This window comes from Niallia sp. FSL R7-0648, assembly GCF_038007005.1.
Classification (GTDB): domain Bacteria; phylum Bacillota; class Bacilli; order Bacillales; family Cytobacillaceae; genus Niallia; species Niallia circulans.
On sequence record NZ_JBBOWE010000001.1, the window covers coordinates 2,069,017 to 2,088,660 of the forward strand.

Consider the following 19,644-nt stretch of genomic DNA (forward strand, 5'->3'; position numbering starts at 1 on the left):
CTTTTTTTAATAAACTGAAACACCTTAAAATTGCATAGACTTACCTTCCAATAACAAACCCAAATACACAAGTTAAAAAAAGTACCAGCACTAACGCAAGGCTTAGCATACCGCTTACAGCTTTTTTCCTTGCTGAATAATAAGCATCACTTTCCATATATTTTTTCATCAACGGATGGTAGTGGCACACTTTATTCCATAGGGTAGTAAGCCACCCATGCATGATAATAGAAAACCCTGCAAAAATAAGAATCTTTAACCATAGCGGCGGTACTATAATCATGGCGCCTGTAGTACTATTAATTAACATCAAATACCCATATAAATAACTGGAATTACGTATAACAATCTTAATAAATAATTCGATAAAGCCATTAATTGGTGTGCGTTTTTGAAAGATCCGTTTAGAGTTTTTGAAAATACGCGGTTTCTTTCTTCTCATAATGACCGGTTTTTCTATTTCAGGAGCCGCTAAATAGATAGCCTGAACCATGCTAGTTTTACGCTCTTGCTCTAATTCAATATGGAGATCAATGGACGCGATCTTTCGTAAAGCTGTCAAACTAAAGAAGATCGACAACAAGAGAATAATTAGTGATAGTGCATATACTGGAATAGTCATTCCCATATCCACTATATGATAAATCCATTGACTAAACCAATTCAATACAAGAAACAAGAAAACCACCAGCAAGCTTTTTGCCCATATAGAACCTATTTTTCGGATATGGTACTTCCATAACATGAAGCAAGATTGTAAAGCAGTGAAATAGACAAATAAGACAAGGATTTCTGACCAATTTAACAAATAATAATGGAGTAAAAATGGTAGAAGGCATAAGAAGCCTGCTGCCAGCACCATTGTTTGAAAGAACAGAGAATAGAAATAGCTCAGCGCTTTTAACCTTCCAATCAAATGAAGCTGTTTGACTAAAAATACTTTATCAGCTTCCACAATAAGGGTTCGAATATTGCCAATCCATGCCAGAAAGTAAAGGCAGAAAAAAGGAACAATAAAAGGGATCTTATGTATCCAGACAGGTATCTCCAGCCACCAAGAACGATAGATAACACCACAGAAAACACCTAGAGGGACTAAGATATATACAATTACCGTCCAATCAGCAATCGATCGAAGTACTTTCCATTGATAGTGCCAATTGCTAATTAAACGTGAAAAAAACAACTTTCTACTATTCATTACCATGATCCTCTGCTAACAAATGAAAACAATCATACAAAGAGCCATCAGGTAACTGACATTGCTCCCTTATCTCCTCTAATGTTCCTTTTGCCACTAGCTGACCATTATGGATCATAAGAAATCGATCACAAATCTTTTCTGCTGTATCTAATACATGAGTAGACATTAATATGCCAGCACCACGGTTTTGCTCTATTTCCATCGATCCGAGAAAAAGCTTCATGGCATTGGGGTCAAGTCCCATAAACGGTTCATCAATAATATATAAGGATGGATTTGTAATCATCGCAAGTATAAGCATCGCTTTCTGCTGCATTCCCTTTGAATATTTAGTTGGGTTTTCATGCGCGTGTTCCGCTAACTTGTACATATTTAGTAACTCATTAGCCTTTTGCTTATATTCTTTTTCTTCTAGCCCCTCTACTGCTGCAACAAAATCTAGGTGTTCCCATAATGTTAATTCATCATAGAAAATCGGTCGTTCTGGTAAATAGGAATAAGTTATCCCATCTATGTAGGAAACCGTTCCTTCTAAATGTTCGATTAAACCTAATAAACTTTTGATTGTCGTACTTTTGCCAGCACCATTTGGCCCAATTAAACCAACTAATTCTCCTTTTTCAATAGTAAAATTAATTTCTCTAATAATTTCTTTCTTTTGCTCGTATCCAGCTGATTGAATCTCTACCTCTAAAAGAGACATTTACACACCCTCCCCATCTCATTCTTCTTTCATACGGACAAATCTGTAAGAAAGTTTCTAAATTAGAAAAAATTTTTGGAGATTAAAAAAATCGCACTACTGGTAGAGAAGCATCATGAAGAAGGAAACAAAAAAATAGATGCAGTCAGATAATAATTACCTTCCTGCATCTATGCCATCGATTAACTATCTTTTACACAGCATGACTATCCATTTTCACACGCAGTTTGCTTCCAACAAGCTTTACCAAATCAACCACTCGATTAGAATAGCCCCATTCATTATCATACCAAGCTAGTATTTTCACTTTATTTTGCCCGATGACCATTGTAGATAAAGCATCAATAGTTGCAGACTCGGTTGTTGTATTAAAATCAACAGATACTAAAGGTTCCTCTGTAATGCTTAGAATCCCTTTCAGTTTTCCGTTTGAAGCCTCTTCAAAAGCTTGATTAACAGCTTCACTCGTCACATTTTTTTCTAAATCGACGACTAAATCGACTAAAGAAACATTTTGTGTTGGCACTCTTAACGCCATTCCATGAAGTTTTCCTTCTAAATGTGGAAGGATCTGTTTTAAGGCCTTAGCTGCTCCAGTCGAAGTGGGAATAATATTTTGCCCACATGACCTTGCCCGCCGTAAATCATGATGGGGATTATCTATATTGTTTTGATCATTGGTATAGGAGTGAATCGTTGTCATTAATCCATTCTTTATCGTAAAATGTTCGTCTATAACCTTAGCAACCGGTCCTAAGCAATTGGTCGTACATGATGCATTCGAAATAACATGATGTTTATCAATATTTAATATACTATCATTCACACCCATGACGATGGTTACATCAGCATTTACACCAGGAGCGGTAAGCACTACTTTATGCGCACCAGCTTTTAAATGCATTGCTGCTTTGTCTCTCGTGTTAAATTTCCCAGTAGCTTCTACTACGATATCGATTCCCAATTCACGCCACGGAAGTTTTTCTGGATTACGGTTATTCACTAATAGAATCTCTTGGTCATTTATAAGAATCGAATGTTCTTTAGCCACAACCTTACCTGGAAACTTCCCGTGAATTGTGTCATACTTTATTAAATGTGCTATCGTTTCAGAAGGATAACTGGCATTAATAGCAGTAATATGTATACTTTGATCATTAATAGCATTTCTAAGCACCATTCTTCCAATTCTCCCAAAGCCATTAATTGCAACTGATATTGTCATAGACTTCGCTCCTTTTTAAATATGTTATACTATTAAATTAATACTCTATAATAAGTATAACATATTTAAAATAAAATACATCTTATTTGATTAAAAATAAGATGTATTCTTATAGTGCCTTGAACTTTATCTCACTCCTTTTACAAAATCACTTGGCATCGTAGCTTCTTTGTTATTATGAACAATCCAAGATATTATCGTTGTACTGTCACGAACATTTTTCTTTTTTATTTCCTTTAATAAATAATAGACGCTCTCTTGATTGGAAAACGAATCAAAAGCTTGAAAAATGGATTCCATCCTATGATAATCCGTGTTGGGACATTCAATCAGTCCGTCAGTAGTGAGAAAGATATGTGTTTTTCCCTTTCTTAATTCTTTCACACCCTGATTATAGGAAGGTACTTCTTGATGAAAACTACTGTTTAGCCCAATCCATTCATAAAAGCTACGGTGACTTTGCTGGTATTCTCCTAATCTTGAAAGTTCTGGATGATTGAGTGCAAGTATACAGTCGCCAATTGATAACCACCATAAATAGTTTTCTTTTCGTACAACGATTAAGCACGCAGTTTCTCCTTGAATCATCATGCTTTGCTCCAGAAACTCCTTGCTTGCGAAATGGTTTAAGAAAAAGGAAGTAATTTCTTGGAATACTCTCTTTAACGGTAATTGTAGAATTGTTTTGATCTCCTCTTTCTTTGTCGCTATACTTTTTATTACTAATTCTGCACTTTGTGCTGAATCATGTGCATCCAAGAGGATGACAAGCTCCCATTCGCGTTCTATCCAAATGAAACAGCCGTCTTCATTTTTATATTGACCTGCAGAGGAGTTTCCTCCAAAGCGTCCAAGTACTAAATTATTTCTTAGATGGAGGATATTAATTTCATCTACATAATTCTTATCAGAACCTACCCATTTATATTCCATTACGCTTCCTCAAAAACTTCATTTGCTAAGTAATTTTTTATTCTTTTACATAAAGAGCTCATTTCCTCTTCGTTTGCAATCGGAGCCTCTGGCCAATCATATAACTCCGTTGGTCCCCAATATCTTTCAGGAGTATTGGGATATCTTGCAATTAGATGAAGGTGAAGATGAGGAACCGAATTTCCTGAGACGAGAGCGTAAATATGTTCCGCGTTTTCTGTTTCCTTTAATGCCTTGCTGACTCTTGAAATAATAAGTCCAAACGCCTTTGCTTCATCATTTGTCATCTCAGTATGTCTTTTTAAATCGATCATAAGATGTCCTAGGTAACTGCCCTTGCCTTTTCTGTCAATATGACCAACATAAACATATTCATTTTCATAGATTGGTATTCCTGCTGTTTTAATAATCCCTTTATGTTTATCGCATATGAAACAATTGGTTTCCATTTCCCTTTCCCCCTAAAATAGTATAAAAAAATCCTATTGTCTCTTAAAAGAGACGATAGGATTTATCGTGGTACCACTCTTCTTCATTCGTTAGAAAAACGAACCTTCTTAAGCTTAATGACGAGAGCCAACCGTCTAGATATACCTTTCTACCTAACCACTCCTAGGCGAGTTGGGAAGTGATATGCGCTATCTTTCACCAAACGACAGCTCTCTCTAGCATACTTACTTCTTAATACACCTAATCATCGTGTTTATCTTATTTAACTAATTTAAACTTTCTGTTATTTTAGGAAAAACTTCAAAAAATGTCAATCGTTATTTTCTAAATAGGTCTGACAATTCATTTTCATTTTTTATCACAAAAATTTTGTTCTGATACTGTTTGTATGTATGAAAGAAAAAAGGTTTACCTACTTGCTCCAAATGCTTATTCCATTTAAACATTTTAAAGAAAATTGTTAAGTTTGGCTGATAATGGGCCATTTCTTGACCAAGCTTCTGTTTAACGTATCGTTTTACGATACGATAGGTGCGCTTAGAATAATTGGTGTCCAAAAAAACAATGACGTCTGCTTGTTGAAAGCTGCCACTTACCCATTCCTCACTATGAACACCTTCTACAATCCATCTATCTGTTTGGGTGATGGACAGTAAATGTGCTTTCCTCTCTTCTTCCGATCTTCTAATATCTCCACTATCTGATCGTTTCCAAACAACATTATCTAATTCATAATAGGGAATTTGTAATTTCATTGATAAATCTTTTGCTAATGTTGTTTTTCCACTAGCTACAGAACCAATGATATGTATCTTATTAGGAGTAGCTTTCACTATTTCCCCACCTCCTTTATACAAGATTTTCATGAGTGTCGGGGAAGCATCTATTCAATATTTAAAGATAAAGACATCTTTCCATTATCACGGAAAGAGGGATCTGCTACTTTTTCGACCATTATTTGACTATCTTTTACGTGAATTACAGAAACGCAGCAATTATCATGGTGTGGGTAATCAGCCATATTTAGCAGAGATTTAATGAAAAATCCAATCGTAACACCATGAGAGAAAACCAAAATATTGCCGCCTGTATCTTTATGCTTAGCAATAATATCGTCAACAGCCGCTCTTGTCCGCGCTAATAATTCAGTAAAGGATTCTCCATCTTGGACTTTGCTTTCCATATCTGTAAAGGAGAAGAGTCTTTCCACTATATCTCCATGCTGTGCGATAATGTCTGTCTGCAGCATTGCTTCTAACATTCCGAAATTCATTTCTTTTAATCTTGCATCTTTTGTTAATTGAATATTTCTATTACCAATAGCAAATTTTGCCGTATCTAACACTCTCTGACTATCACTGGCATAAGCAGCCTCAAAAGGTATATCTGATAAACCAGCACCAACCGATCTTGCTTGTAAAATCCCATTTTCTGTTAAAGGAGAATCACAAAACCCTTGCATTCTCTTTTCGATATTATATTGAGTCTCTCCATGTCTGATAAAATACAGTCTCAATTCCTTCTTCATTTGAAACTCCCTTCCTTTGCTTTATTTTTCACAGGATACTATCAAGAAAAGCGGAATCCTCATTCGCCTTTCATATTCTTCTTTTTGCAGAAAATTTTCTCGTTTTGGCATTCCTTCCCGTAAGTCGGTTATTTTAAAGCCTGCTTCTTTTAACAGTCGAAAATACTCCTCTATCGTGCGATGATATTTTACTACTTCCTCGTCTATCCATCGCTCAATTCTTTCTCCCATGGAAAAGTAATCATCGACAATCCAATTCGTTCTTTTTTTCGAGGAAACGGAACTTTCAAATGTAGAAAGACATAGAGGATGCTGCACACTAAAGATAAACTTACCATTATCATTTAACTGATCATATACACCCTGAAAAATTGGCTGTAAGTCTTTAATATAGTGAAATAATAAGCGTGAGACAACGATATCCACTTTGCTATTGGTAAATTTCCAATCCTCTAGTGTAGAATGGTAAACAGAAGCAGTTGTGCCATTTAAAAGATGGTAAGCTTCATCAAACATTCTCTTTGAACCTTCTATTCCTGTATAGCATGCTGCACCTTTTTCTAACAGTTCTATACCAAAACGAGCATCTCCACAACCTAAATCAAGGACAGATTTACCGTCTACTTCCCCTAATAGCTCATACAAAATAGGGCTTTCTATACTATTGTTGGGGCTTGTTTCTCGATTTCTTCTAGCCCGATAACTTTCAAAAAATTGTTCCTTATCGTATAAAGATGAACCTGTATATGCCATATCTCCACCTACTAAATTTCATGTAATTTTTTTACAAGCAAATCTACTAAAATAGCATAACCTTCTTCCCCAAAATGAAGACCATCATTATGTATACCTTTTAGTTTCTTCTGATAATCTTCTAAAGAGAGCATTTCAGTATAAAAATCAATAAAGTATGCTCCTGTTTCATTGGCAACTTCCTTAACTGCATTTGCATACCTTGCTAAAACCTCATTTGCCCTCGCAAACTGCAACGTTTCATCGACGGGAGCTGGCGTAATCAGAATAGCTTTGTCTGGATCAATTAATTGGACGATTCTCCTCCTATTTTTTCGATAGGTGGTAAGTCAATCATCTTATGAAAGGCTGCATCATTTGCACCAAATAAAATTGTTACTAAATCAGGCTGCTTCTGGATAACATCTGCTTCAATTCTATTTAATGCATCAACCGTGTTATTCCCATTTATTCCTGCATTGATTATTTCATAATGATCGATTGTATCTGCCAGCATGGCTGTCAAAACAGGTTCGTTTCTAGTTTCTCTCCCTGCGGTAATACTATCTCCAAAGCATATTAAAACAGGTATTTTTTCTCCCTCCTTCCTATAAGAATATTCAAACCACTTGCTTCTATCCTATTTTATACTAATTATAATGATTCGTCTTTTTCTTTTCATTGATTAGGGGAAATAAAAAATTACAAGTAGCAATTAGATTATTGCACAAATTACTTCTGCTGAAATTAACCTTTTCGCTCTGCTAATCTTTTTTCTACACGCTGAAATCCCCATTTCATAATCATTGGGACACAGAATAAGATAAACAACAATCGAAATAGCTGATACGTTGTGATAATCGGCAAGTTAGCATGAACAGATTGGCCAAGTACGGCCATTTCTGCCATTCCTCCTGGAGCTAACCCAATAAAAGCAGTCAATAATGAGATATCCTGATCTACACTTACTAAAATATAGCCAAGTACTAAAGAAAAAAGGACTAGTAAGGCAGAAGTTACTGTTACCACGCTTAAAAACTTTGCTTTGTTTTCGATATTACCAAATTTAATTTGTAAACCTAGATCAATACCTATCAATGTTTGCGCCACACATGCAAGAGTTGTCGGAATTGCAGGTACATCCATCCCAGCAATCGATATAGTTGCAACAAGAAGCATCGGACCAATCATAAACGGCGCTGGAAACTTCCACTTTTTTACTATGCTTGCAATTAAATAGCAAAAGAATAAGATCAAGAAAATGATCCAATGATAGCCCGGGCTTCCATTAGTGGATGTTACCGCTGCCACTCCTTGATTGCCATACAAAATCGGACTATATACGAGGAGTGGAACGAGAATCATGACAGATAAAATTCTACTTATTTGAATAACTGTAACGACAGTGAGATCAATTCCTTTTATTTCTGAACTAATCGCCACCATTTGAGATAGTCCCCCTGGGATACTGCCGGCAACAGTTGATTTTAAATTACTATGCGTTAATCTTGAGGTTATAAAGGCGAGAAGTATACTAAAGGCAAGCATAACAACCGTCATGAAAAGCATAGAGGGGAGATGGGTCCCCATTTCAATAAGTGTCTGGCTGGTAAATTGTCTTCCAATGAGGTAGCCAATAACAAGGAGTCCGATATCTCGAAATGAGAAAGGTAATTTCGGAGAGATTTTGGCAAGCCGCACATAAAGGATCGTACTGAACATGGGGCCAAGCAGCCAAGATAGGGGAAGCTGGCATACTTGAAACACCCATCCTCCAAGTACAGCGCTTAAACATAAGAAAAGTAATGACATAATTTCGATCCCTTCATAAAGAAATAAGTACTTTCATTATACTACTTATTTCTCCTTAAAATGAAGAATCTCTTGTTTATTGGTGATTCGTTCCTTTATAACTAATTTCCTTCACTTTTACTTTTTCTAATACCCATTCTTCCTTTTTCCATATCCACCAAGTTTCTAAGTAACCAATCGTATCAACTGTCGCCAGTCCACTAATTCTTTGTTTCCCTTTCATCGCCGTTTGATTGTTAAATCGTGTTACTTTTAATTCAGAGAAAGGGGATAAAATTAATTCAGTTGGTTCATTTAATCTTCCTTTATGGTAAAGACCTAGTTTCTCATAATGGTTTCTCCGATCATACAAATCGAAAATATATGTTTTTTCTTTGTTTATTTTTATTTCAGCTTTATAGGCATCTTTAAACTGACTTTCAACCGATGCCAACTCTGGTTTTTCCAATTCTATTAAATGATTGCCTTGCAGTTGAAAGAAATAAAAGTTTTTTTCTGTCCCTCTTTCATTCGCAGAAACAGTAAGTAATATTTCTTTCTGATGATCATCATTTATATCGATTATATGTAATGTAGGATCAAATCCGCCTTCCACTGTTAGAGTGGCGCCCTTATCTTTTCCTTTCGTTACCTTCAGGGAAAATTCCTTAAAGAAATTACTATTTTCAGGCTGATCGGATGCATCTCCTTTTAATTGCACAATTTCTTCCTGCTCATCATTAGTTATATCAATTTTTTCTTCCAAAATTAATTTGTTTGTTTTATCTTCTTTTTCCATTGCATATACACCAGTAATAGCAGTTAAAGTCATCAAAAAGAAAGCACATAAAGCAACAAGCATTTCCCTTCTCATGCTAAAACCTCCCTATGTCTTATTACTTTTAGAGTGTCCTTTTTTGGTAAAATCATGTAAGAAAGGAAAAGAAAATTTAATAGAAGGTTTTTGCATAAAGTAAAGCGGCATTATTAGAAGGTAAATGAGCTCTATCGTTCTTGATTTTCGTATTAAAAAAGCGGGGGTTGCTCGGATAAAGGCTGCTATTTTCAGTGGTATTATAAAAAGTAGTATTCATTTGTTTGATGAACGCTATTTTCACCGGCATTCTTCGCAAAAGTGGTTTTCTTTCATTCGATGAACACTTTTTCCCCCTACGTTCTCTTCAATAGAGGTTTTCATCGCTTTTTCCTATATCCAAAACTTATTCATTTATAAAAAGAAGTTCCCGATTCGCAGGTTAACCTTGCGAATCAGAAACCTCTTATTCTAATATTATTTATACTTGCTCATCGCTAACTTTTTCTTCCCATAATTCAACAATTTTACCTGCTTCTGTTTCATCGATAATAAAGGATCCATTTGAATAGCGATCATTAAAACGAAGATCTGCTGTTTTCACCGATTCAATATCGCCTTTTTCGGTTTGAATATAAATGGTATCTTGTGCCCCAGCTATTGTCATCCCAACAATTCGGTGTGGATTTGCTTTTAATTCTCGAAGCATAATCAAGCCTCGTTTTGCTCTTCCAGAAAACTCAAATTCAGTGAGTTTCATTTTTTTTATGGAACCGCGTTGCGTAATAATAACGACGCTTTCCTGCTGAGGATTTGTTATAACTTTACCAGCAACAACATAATCATTGTCTTTAAGATTAATACCTTTTACACCAGCTGCTCTTGCGCCAACGATATTGATTTCTTCTTCATGGAATCGTAAGGCATAGCCGATATGAGTTGCTATTAAAACTTCTTGTTTACCGTTTGTTAGGAAAACATCTACTACTTCGTCGTCTCCTTTTAGGTTAATAGCAACTAATGGTTTAGAGTAACGCTGTGCTTTATAGTTAATCAACTCTGTTTTCTTTGCCATACCATTTTTCGTAAAGAAAAGCAGATATTGAGTTTGTTCAAAATCTTTTATAGGCATCGCCTTAATAATCGATTCATCTCGGTCAATTGGTATAATATTGGAAATATGCTGACCGAGATCCTTCCAGCGTATATCTGGCAATTCGTGTACCGGTAAATAGAGATAATTGCCTTTGTCTGTAAACAATAACAAGACTTCAGTTGTGTTTACATCTATCTTAGCAAGTATTCTATCTGTATCTTTCATGCCAAAATCTTGGCCATTGCTCGCTGCATAAGAACGCTGGCTTGTGCGCTTAATATATCCATCTTTCGTTACAGTGACAATTACATCTTCACTCGCTATTAAGACTTCAAGATTGATTTTAATTTCTTCAATTTCATCTTGTATTAATGTACGTCTTTCACTAACAAAGCGTTTTTTTACGTCTTTTAGTTCTTTTTTAATAACCGAAAGCAATTTCTTTTCACTTGCTAGGATTGCCGTCCACTCTTCAATTTTTTTAGCCAACTCTGCCGCCTCTGCTTCTAATGCCGTTATATCTGTATTGGTTAAGCGGTATAACTGTAAAGACACAATTGCTTCTGCTTGAGGCTCAGTAAATTGAAAAGCAGCCATTAAGTTATTTTTCGCATCTCGTTTATCTTTTGATGCGCGGATCGTTGCTATAACCTCATCAAGAATAGATAATGCTTTAATTAATCCATCCACAATATGCTCTCGATCTTTAGCTTTTTGCAAGTCGAATTCAGTACGTCGTTTAATCGTTTCTTTTTGATGCTCGATATAAGCATCAAGTAAAGCGATAATTCCCATTAACTTTGGACGTTTATTATGAATGGCAACCATATTAAAGCTGTAGGTAATCTGTAGATCGGTATTTTTAAATAAGAAATTTAGAATTCCGTTTGCATCTACTTCTTTTTTTAACTCAATTACAATTCGCAATCCTGTACGATCCGTTTCATCTCTTACTTCTGCAATTCCTTCAACTTTACGATCCAAACGCAATTCATCAATCTTTTTCACAAGATTGCTTTTATTTAGCTCATAAGGAACCTCGGTAATGACAATTTGCTGCTTGCCGCCTCTTAATGTTTCAATTTCTGTTTTCCCGCGAACAATGATTTTCCCTTTACCAGTCTCATATGCCTTTTTAATGCCTTCTACTCCTTGGATAATACCACCAGTCGGAAAATCTGGACCTTTTATATGTTTCATAACGTCTTCCACTGTACAATTTGGTGAATCCATGCGCTCAATCACACCATCGATAACTTCTCCCAAATGATGTGGTGGTATATCTGTTGCATATCCTGCCGAGATACCTGTAGAACCATTCACTAACAAATTCGGAAATTTCGCTGGTAATACCGTTGGTTCATTGGATGTATCATCAAAGTTTGGAATGAAATCAACTGTTCTTTTTTCAATATCACGGAGTAACTCTGCAGAAATAGCCGATAATCTAGCCTCTGTATAACGCATAGCTGCCGGCGGATCCCCGTCAATACTACCGTTATTTCCGTGCATTTCAATTAGGACATTACGTACCTTCCATTCTTGACTCATTCTTACCATCGCATCATATACAGAAGAATCGCCGTGGGGATGGTAATTACCAATAACATTCCCGACTGTTTTTGCTGATTTACGGAAATGTTTATCATGTGTATTTCCTTCTTCATGCATCGCATAAAGAATACGACGCTGAACAGGCTTTAATCCATCTCTCGCATCCGGTAACGCCCGTTCTTGAATAATGTATTTACTATACCGTCCAAAACGATCACCGAGAACATCCTCTAAAGGTAAATCACGGTATTGCTCTAATGAACTCATGATGGACTCTCCTCCTCAGTGACCATAATATTTTCATTTTCGAGAATATTGCCTTCTTCTTCTAATCCAAATGCAACATTCGATTCAATCCATTTTCTACGTGGCTCGACCTTATCACCCATTAATGTTGTGACACGACGCTCTGCACGGGCCAGATCATCTATCTTAACTCGTATTAATGTTCTTGTTTCAGGATTCATCGTTGTTTCCCAAAGTTGATCGGCATTCATCTCGCCAAGACCTTTATACCTTTGCAAAATATAGCCTTTCCCCACTTTTTTAATGGTATCTTGCAAGTCATCATCACTCCATGAGTATTCAATGACTTCTTTTTTTCCAGAACCTTTACTAACCTTATACAATGGAGGTAAAGCGATATATACCTTACCTGCTTCCACTAGAGGTTTCATATAGCGATAGAAAAATGTTAATAGAAGTACTTGAATATGTGCACCGTCTGTATCAGCATCTGTCATGATGATGACTTTATCATAGTTTGAATCCTCTACTTTAAAGTCGGCTCCCACTCCAGCTCCAATCGCATGAATAATTGTGTTGATCTCTTCGTTTTTAAAGATATCTGCAAGCTTTGCTTTTTCTGTATTAATTACTTTTCCCCGCAATGGAAGAACAGCTTGAAAGCGGCGATCTCGCCCTTGTTTTGCGGAACCACCAGCAGAATCTCCTTCCACTAAATATAATTCATTTCTTTGTGGGTTTTTCGATTGGGCAGGAGTTAGCTTACCAGAAAGAACAGCCTCTCCACGTTTACGTTTTTTCCCGCTTCTTGCTTCTTCTCTTGCTTTTCGAGCAGCTTCTCTAGCTTGTGCCGCTTTAATCGATTTTTTAATTAAAAGGGAGCTGACTTCAGGATTTTCCTCAAAGAAATAAGCTAAGTGTTCAGAAACAACAGCATCCACAGCTGATCTTGCCTCACTTGTCCCTAATTTTCCTTTTGTCTGCCCTTCAAATTGTAATAAATCTTCCGGTACACGTACAGAAACGATAGCAGATAAACCTTCACGGATATCGGAACCATCCAAGTTTTTATCCTTTTCTTTCAGAAGATTAACTTTACGCGCATATTCGTTAAACATACGAGTCATGGCTGTTTTGGCCCCAGCTTCATGTGTCCCGCCATCCTTTGTGCGGACATTATTAACAAAGGACAAAACATTCTCTGAATAGCCATCGTTGAATTGAAAAGCATATTCCACTTCAATCCCGTTACTTTCGCCTTCAAGACTTACGACTGGATGCAAGGTATCTTTCTCTTCATTTAAATATTCAACAAATGCTTCTATTCCATTTTCATAATGGAAAACACCGTGCTCATTATTTCTTTCATCGATAATTTCAATTCTTAGCCCTTTTAATAAAAAGGCAGATTCTCTTAATCGTTCACAAAGCGTTTCATAATTATAAGTGGTTGTTGAAAATATCGCTGGATCTGGCTTAAAGTGAATCGTTGTTCCAGTTTGATTTGTTTTCCCGACTTTTTCTAGTGTGGTGACAGGTTTTCCGCCGTTTTCAAAACGTTGTTCATAAATAAAGCCATCGCGCTTGATCTTTACAACAACCCATTCTGATAATGCGTTCACAACAGAAGCACCTACACCATGTAAGCCGCCACTTGTTTTGTAACCGCCTTGTCCAAATTTTCCTCCAGCATGAAGAATGGTAAAGATAACTTCAGGAGTTGGCTTTCCAATCTTATGCATTCCAGTCGGCATTCCACGTCCTCTATCTTTGACACTAATGGAATTGTCGCGATGAATTTTTACAATAATTGCATCTCCATATCCAGCCAGTGCTTCATCGACTGCGTTATCTACAATTTCATATACAAGATGATGCAAACCTCTAGAATCTGTACTCCCGATATACATACCTGGACGTTTTCTGACAGCTTCTAAACCTTCTAACACCTGAATGGCATCATCATTATATTCGAATGCTTGCTGATTTTTTGCCACTGACATACCCCTTTCACTTCTACAAATCCGACATAGTATCTTTCTATGTATCATGTCGAACAATTGTTTATGTATTCGTCTAAAAAACGAATTATCCTCTAAGATTCAAAACATTTATCGGAAAATTGTTTATTAGGCAGTTAAGAATTTTTGTCACTTTCTTATATAAAACTGTAATTTCTATCGTTAACAATAATTCTAAAACAGCCCTGCTTTTTATTAGACGAGTTTAAAAGAAGGCTTTTTCTACTAACCTTCTTTTTTCAAATTATCGAATTTTAATAAACAGTTGTTGATACCTGTCTGATTAAGAACATTTGTTCTTATTTCGTATTGTAGCACATATTCTCATTTTTCACGTTCATTTTCCATTTTATCTTTCGATTTTTTCCCGACAAAACCAATATTATACCAATAATGGCAAAAGCAAAAGATTTTTTTAAAGAGGATTTCCTCTTTTTATCTATATTATGTTAACACAGATTCTATGGAAAAACGAATAAGATTATAAATACTGTCTTCTTTTTTTTAAAATTGATAACGTTTTAACCACTCAAACAAACAGTCTTTATAGGATAAATGCTATTCTATTACAAACGACAAAGCAGAATGATTAGTGACAACCATTCTGCTTTGTCGTTTCCTATTTTGTCATCGCATGTTCTACTTTAATGCAGCGATCCATGATTACCGTATAGCCTTTTTCTGTTAGATCATGAAATGTTTCTTCATGTACAAGCCCCAATTGAGCCCAAAATACATCTGCATCTATTTTTTCAAAGTCAGCTGCAACCTCTGGTAAGAATTCCGATCTTCTAAATACATTAACAATATCAACATGTCCCTCGATATCTGTTAATTGCTTAACTGCTTTTACACCTAGCACTTCGTCCACCGTTGGATTTACGGGGATAATTTCATATCCTGCCTTTTGCATTGCCTCTGAAACCATATAGGATGTTCTGGAAGGATTATCGCTTAAGCCAACTACCGCAATTTTTTTCGCTTTTTTTAAAATTTTTCCAATTTCTTCTCGACTTGGATTTTCAATTGTCATTAAAATCGCTCCTTTTCCAATTCATTTCTAGTATATTTCCCCAAAGAGGGAAGAAAAAACGATGGAAAGCATAATAGAATACACTATAACAATAGCAAATTTTGCCACACTTCAAAAGAAAATTGCATTATTTACAAAGATTTATTCCTACATAAAGTTTTTAGCAATATCTAAACATCTGCAGGGATCATTTTCAAATAATACCTTAAATTCCCCACTTATCATTCTAATAAATGCTCGCAAGACTTATATCGGTTCCCAGAAAGCACGCTTTTCCATTATTTTATATTGAACACTGAAGCAATATTATTCATTATAATTCCCTCTATCCCTTCCAAAATAGTTACTCTAAAAACAATGTGCTTCCATTTTTTAATTCATTATCGCTTCTTTTTAAAACAAAATTGGTATTTATTACTAGCCTTTTTCCTTTGTTTTTTTAGAAAAAAAAGTAGAAACATCCAGCGAAAAAAATATTTTCAAAAGTTACTTATATACTGCTTATCCCTGCCGATATAGTAGTGTAAATATTATTTTAACTTAAAGGAGAAATCTGCTTGAAACTACTAAAAAATCTAAATATTACCAAGAAACTTTTTATCATTATTTTAGTAAGTGCCCTTTCTCTGGGAACTATTGGATACACGGGATTGCACTACATTAAAGATATGGCAAAAGATTCACAAGAAATGTATGAGAAAAGTTTAATACCGATATCCAATCTTATGCAGATGAGAATTAACACAAGAGCTAGTAATGGCTACACTTTAGAGCTCTTACTTACTACTGATTCAGCCAAAAACAAACAATTAAATGATCAGTTAACAGCTACATCTCAAGAAACGGATCAGCTGTTGTCTGAATTTTTAAAAGAAAACTTAACAAGCGAGGAAAAAGAGCTTGTTACCGTATATAACGAAGAAATGCAAAAGTTAAATGATGCAAGAAAAGATGTTATCTCACTTGCCTTACAAAATAAAAATGAAGAAGCCTACCGTATTTTTACAACTGATGTTGAGGAATATAGAATCAAAGTAAATGACACTCTTACAGCGCTTCAAAACTTAAAAGCTTCTTCTGCAGAAGCTACTTATAAAGAAAACTTAGATAGTGTACAAAAAATTACTATTTTTGTCTTTATCATTAGTATTGTTGCTCTCATTCTCTTATTATTTATTAGTCTTATTATCAGTCGTATGATTGTAAGACCAGTAAAACAAATAAAAGATTTGTTATTTAAAGCAGAACAAGGAGACTTTACAGTAAAAGGAACCTATCAATCAAAAGATGAAATAGGTGAACTAACTACCTCTTTCAACCGAATGACGGAGAAACTCCGAAATGTATTTAGCACTGTTCAGGAATCCTCACAGCATGTAGCGTCTGCATCGGAAGAACTTAGTGCAAGTGCAGAACAAAATAGCAGTGCAAGTGAGCATATAAGCCTGACTATTCAAGAATTAGCAACTGGCTCTGAAACACAAGTAATGAAGGTAAAAGAAAGCAATCAAGTCATCACAACAATCTCGGAACATACAAATTCAATTGCTGCACATACGGAAAAAATGTCTGAAAACGTTAAGCATGCATCTGAAGTGTCGACAGAAGGCAACGAAGCTATTCAACAAGTAAATAAGCAAATGAATTCGATATACTTAAACGTTAATAGTCTTTCAGATGCAATAAGCATTTTAAATGAACGTTCAACCGAAATTGGCCAAATCACGGATGTTATTACCGGAATCTCAGCCCAAACAAACCTGTTAGCTTTAAATGCAGCTATCGAAGCTGCTAGAGCTGGTGAGCACGGAAAAGGATTTGCGGTTGTTGCCGACGAAGTAAGAAAACTTGCAGAAGAATCAACGGCCTCTACCGAAAATATTGCGAAGCTAATCCACATGATCCAAAAGGATACTGAGCAAACCATTGAAACAATGAAAAAAGCTTCCAACGAAGTTCAATCTGGATTAGATATTGTGCAGATTGCCGGAAACTCTTTTCAAAAAATTGAAATAGCTGTAAAGAATGTAGTTGGTCAAATCGAAGAAATATCGAAAGCCTTAGTGAAATTCACAGAAGGTACAGACATTATTAACCATACAATTTACGAAGTAAGTGATGTTGCGATTGAATCCGCAAATAGGACACAAAATATATCTGCAGCAACCCAACAACAGCTTGCTTCTATGGAGGAAATTTCCTCTTCTTCCTTATCTCTTGCAAAATTAGCTGAAGAGTTACAAACAATAGTTAATTTATTTAAGATATAAAATGCTATCAAAAACCACTTTCCTTTGTATGGGAAAGTGGTTTTTAAGCATTACTTATTGTTCTTTTTTCTCTAAAGATAAAGCAGACCATGCTGCTTCATTAGCAAAGGTACGCGACCAACTCGCAAGTCCAGCTAAGTTATACTTTTCGACTAATTCTGCTCTCTTCGTTAAAGATAATTCATCTTCCAGCCAAATTTTAAAGGTTGATTTCGTTTTTTTATCATAATATTCCCCATAATTTTGACCGCTCGCTTCATCATAGGTAGGAGTAACTTTATGTTCTTTTAACCACTCCTCCACACTTTCCATCGAAAGTGATTTAGAGGATAATTCTCCATTTTCTTTTTCTTCCCATAGTCGCGCATATAATGGTACTCCGAGGACAAGCTTATCATTTGGAACAATGTCAAGTAATGTTTCTAAATTTGCTTCAACCCATGGAAAACTTGCCACACTTCCAGGATTCGGGCTTGTTGCCCAATGCTCATCATATGCCATTACAACAAGATAATCGACAATCTCAGCTAAATGGTCTCGCTGTAAGAATGCTGAATAATTTCCGCCAGCTATAAACGTTATATCCATTGACACAGTCAGACCCGCATCATGTAAATAAGGTGTAGCTTCTCTCACAAATTGGGTGATATATTTGCCATCTTCTTCCCGAACATTTTCAATATCAATGTTAATTCCATCTAAATCGTACATTTCACTATAGACTAAGAGTTGTCTAATCACCGTTTGCCTTTTCTGATAGTCTTTGAATACTTCGTGTGTTTTATCAGGATCAAAATCATTAGAAAACAATCCCCACACTTGATAGTCTTGTTTATGCGCCCAATTAACATAAGCTTTTGAGCCTAAATTACTAACATTACCATCATTCCCCTTCAGTTTAAACCAAGTTGGGGATACAACATTTACACCGTGCATTTTTGAAATCATTGAAGTATCTGGATTTCTTGAATAAACAGCTTCCCATGTTAATTGGATTGGTCCATTGACCTTCTTCAATTTAGGTTCTTTCTGTTCTAATTCAACTTCAACAACCTCTGATTTCCCTTTATCTACATATTGCTTTTTTACAAACCCAGCAATTCCATTCGCTTTTCTTACAAAATAAAAATCATCTACATCTTTTTCAATTGTTACATGCTCACCAGGTGCTAATTCCCCTGTGTAAGGAGATCGTAATGCAGCCTCTGAACGCAATCTGGTGAAATCCTTTCTAACTTTTTTCGTAGTAAATATTCCACTTGCTCTTTTTTGTCCATTTTCCTCTAAAAGCACCACATGGTCAGTCTCTACTAAAGTGTATTGGATTGGATAAAAGCTTGCTAATGGATCTAAGGCCAAGTAAACTGTTCCATTCTCATCTCTTAATGGATGAAAGGAAAGTTTAGTGTTCTTATTATTTACATAATAGGAAACAGAATCGGACGGAAATTGGATCACTTTATCTTTAGTCGTTACAATAACGGAATTACTATTCTCATCATAAGTGATACTTTCATCTATTTTTTCTTGCCAAATATTTAGCGGCAAATAAACCGTCCCCTTGTCTATAATGGCATTGCCGACTTGTTCTCCATTTAATAATACAGGATTTTCCCCTTTGAAATAATCCACCTTATCCTTATTGCCAAATGGGTAAAACATTAGCATAATGAAAGATATAGCGACTATTAATGCCGCTATGATAATACCGCCAATTAATTTTCTCTTTGTTGGCTTTTTTTGAAATGAATAATTTATTTCTGTCATTTTTACCTCCTTGAAGTAGTCCCTGCAAACGGATTCTATCAAAATCTAGACGATTTTCGAATGATAATAGTTTCATATTAACACAGAATTCGACAAAAAATAGAACCATCCAAACGGAAGGATGGCTCCCTTACTTAAGTTCTATAAAGTTATTACTAGTTCAGGAATACGGTATACATCCATTCTTTTTTCGATTCTCTACTCCTATGTCTTTTTCTATTCTAAATCTTTTAAATTTATCTTTTTAACAGAAAAAGAAAAGAAAACACTGATAATC

General features: G+C 35.5%; 17 protein-coding genes and 1 other annotated feature. Of the genes, 1 reads left to right on the forward strand and 16 read right to left on the reverse strand.

The features are described 5' to 3' along the window. Positions 1-40: 40 nt before the first annotated feature. The 15 genes from NSQ89_RS09895 to NSQ89_RS09965 form a co-directional block, all read right to left on the reverse strand. Positions 41-1,201, reverse strand: a complete 1,161-nt coding sequence (locus NSQ89_RS09895; protein WP_172866374.1) for an ABC transporter permease — start codon at positions 1,199-1,201, stop codon at positions 41-43. Continuing rightward, positions 1,194-1,907: an ABC transporter ATP-binding protein gene (locus NSQ89_RS09900; RefSeq protein ID WP_095320129.1), complete on the reverse strand. Its 714-nt coding sequence runs from the start codon at positions 1,905-1,907 to the stop codon at positions 1,194-1,196. Before NSQ89_RS09900 ends, NSQ89_RS09895 begins: the two co-directional genes overlap by 8 nt. A gap of 193 nt (positions 1,908-2,100) precedes the next feature. Beyond that, a complete protein-coding gene (locus tag NSQ89_RS09905) occupies positions 2,101-3,132 on the reverse strand; it encodes a glyceraldehyde-3-phosphate dehydrogenase (protein ID WP_341132562.1) in 1,032 nt (343 codons plus the stop codon). A 126-nt stretch (positions 3,133-3,258) separates the two neighbouring features. After that, complete coding sequence (locus NSQ89_RS09910) at positions 3,259-4,065, reverse strand: protein phosphatase 2C domain-containing protein (RefSeq protein ID WP_341132563.1); 807 nt, start codon at positions 4,063-4,065, stop codon at positions 3,259-3,261. Then, the gene (locus NSQ89_RS09915) at positions 4,065-4,514 is read right to left on the reverse strand and encodes an HIT family protein (protein ID WP_341132564.1); all 450 of its coding nucleotides are present in this window, start codon (positions 4,512-4,514) and stop codon (positions 4,065-4,067) included. The genes NSQ89_RS09910 and NSQ89_RS09915 overlap by 1 nt, the downstream gene beginning before the upstream one ends. A gap of 45 nt (positions 4,515-4,559) precedes the next feature. Continuing rightward, positions 4,560-4,772, reverse strand: a binding site (T-box leader). A gap of 60 nt (positions 4,773-4,832) precedes the next feature. Further along, positions 4,833-5,351: a DNA topology modulation protein FlaR gene (locus NSQ89_RS09920; protein WP_341133156.1), complete on the reverse strand. Its 519-nt coding sequence runs from the start codon at positions 5,349-5,351 to the stop codon at positions 4,833-4,835. Positions 5,352-5,398: 47 nt separating this feature from the next. Then, positions 5,399-6,043, reverse strand: coding sequence for a histidine phosphatase family protein (locus tag NSQ89_RS09925; RefSeq protein ID WP_053215577.1), 645 nt, complete (start codon positions 6,041-6,043; stop codon positions 5,399-5,401). Between the two features lie 21 nt (positions 6,044-6,064). Next, positions 6,065-6,796 carry a class I SAM-dependent DNA methyltransferase gene (locus NSQ89_RS09930; protein WP_341132565.1) on the reverse strand — a complete coding sequence of 244 codons (732 nt, stop codon included), beginning with the start codon at positions 6,794-6,796 and terminating at the stop codon, positions 6,065-6,067. Between the two features lie 11 nt (positions 6,797-6,807). Then, positions 6,808-7,095 carry a GDSL-type esterase/lipase family protein gene (locus NSQ89_RS09935; protein ID WP_328004410.1) on the reverse strand — a complete coding sequence of 96 codons (288 nt, stop codon included), beginning with the start codon at positions 7,093-7,095 and terminating at the stop codon, positions 6,808-6,810. Next, positions 7,083-7,301 (reverse strand): SGNH/GDSL hydrolase family protein, encoded by a 219-nt coding sequence (locus NSQ89_RS09940; RefSeq protein ID WP_268874775.1) that lies wholly within the window; start codon positions 7,299-7,301, stop codon positions 7,083-7,085. The genes NSQ89_RS09935 and NSQ89_RS09940 overlap by 13 nt, the downstream gene beginning before the upstream one ends. Before the next feature lie 221 nt (positions 7,302-7,522). Then, positions 7,523-8,587 carry an AbrB family transcriptional regulator gene (locus NSQ89_RS09945; RefSeq protein WP_082138233.1) on the reverse strand — a complete coding sequence of 355 codons (1,065 nt, stop codon included), beginning with the start codon at positions 8,585-8,587 and terminating at the stop codon, positions 7,523-7,525. Positions 8,588-8,663: 76 nt separating this feature from the next. Then, positions 8,664-9,440, reverse strand: coding sequence for a hypothetical protein (locus NSQ89_RS09950; protein WP_047940644.1), 777 nt, complete (start codon positions 9,438-9,440; stop codon positions 8,664-8,666). Positions 9,441-9,861: 421 nt separating this feature from the next. Then, on the reverse strand, positions 9,862-12,297 hold the full coding sequence (parC, locus tag NSQ89_RS09955; RefSeq protein ID WP_144579998.1) for a DNA topoisomerase IV subunit A: 2,436 nt from the start codon (positions 12,295-12,297) through the stop codon (positions 9,862-9,864). Then, on the reverse strand, positions 12,294-14,273 hold the full coding sequence (parE, locus tag NSQ89_RS09960; protein WP_047940642.1) for a DNA topoisomerase IV subunit B: 1,980 nt from the start codon (positions 14,271-14,273) through the stop codon (positions 12,294-12,296). Before parE ends, parC begins: the two co-directional genes overlap by 4 nt. 643 nt (positions 14,274-14,916) lie before the next feature. Further along, on the reverse strand, positions 14,917-15,330 hold the full coding sequence (locus tag NSQ89_RS09965; protein WP_061796204.1) for a CoA-binding protein: 414 nt from the start codon (positions 15,328-15,330) through the stop codon (positions 14,917-14,919). A gap of 557 nt (positions 15,331-15,887) precedes the next feature. Between NSQ89_RS09965 and NSQ89_RS09970 the strand changes: the two genes are divergently transcribed. After that, entirely contained in the window at positions 15,888-17,600 is a 1,713-nt protein-coding gene (locus NSQ89_RS09970; RefSeq protein ID WP_095257253.1) for a methyl-accepting chemotaxis protein, read from the forward strand. Positions 17,601-17,654: 54 nt separating this feature from the next. Here the strand turns inward: NSQ89_RS09970 and NSQ89_RS09975 are convergent, their stop codons facing one another. Beyond that, a complete protein-coding gene (locus NSQ89_RS09975; RefSeq protein WP_341132566.1) occupies positions 17,655-19,367 on the reverse strand; it encodes a glycosyl hydrolase family 18 protein in 1,713 nt (570 codons plus the stop codon). Positions 19,368-19,644 lie beyond the last annotated feature (277 nt).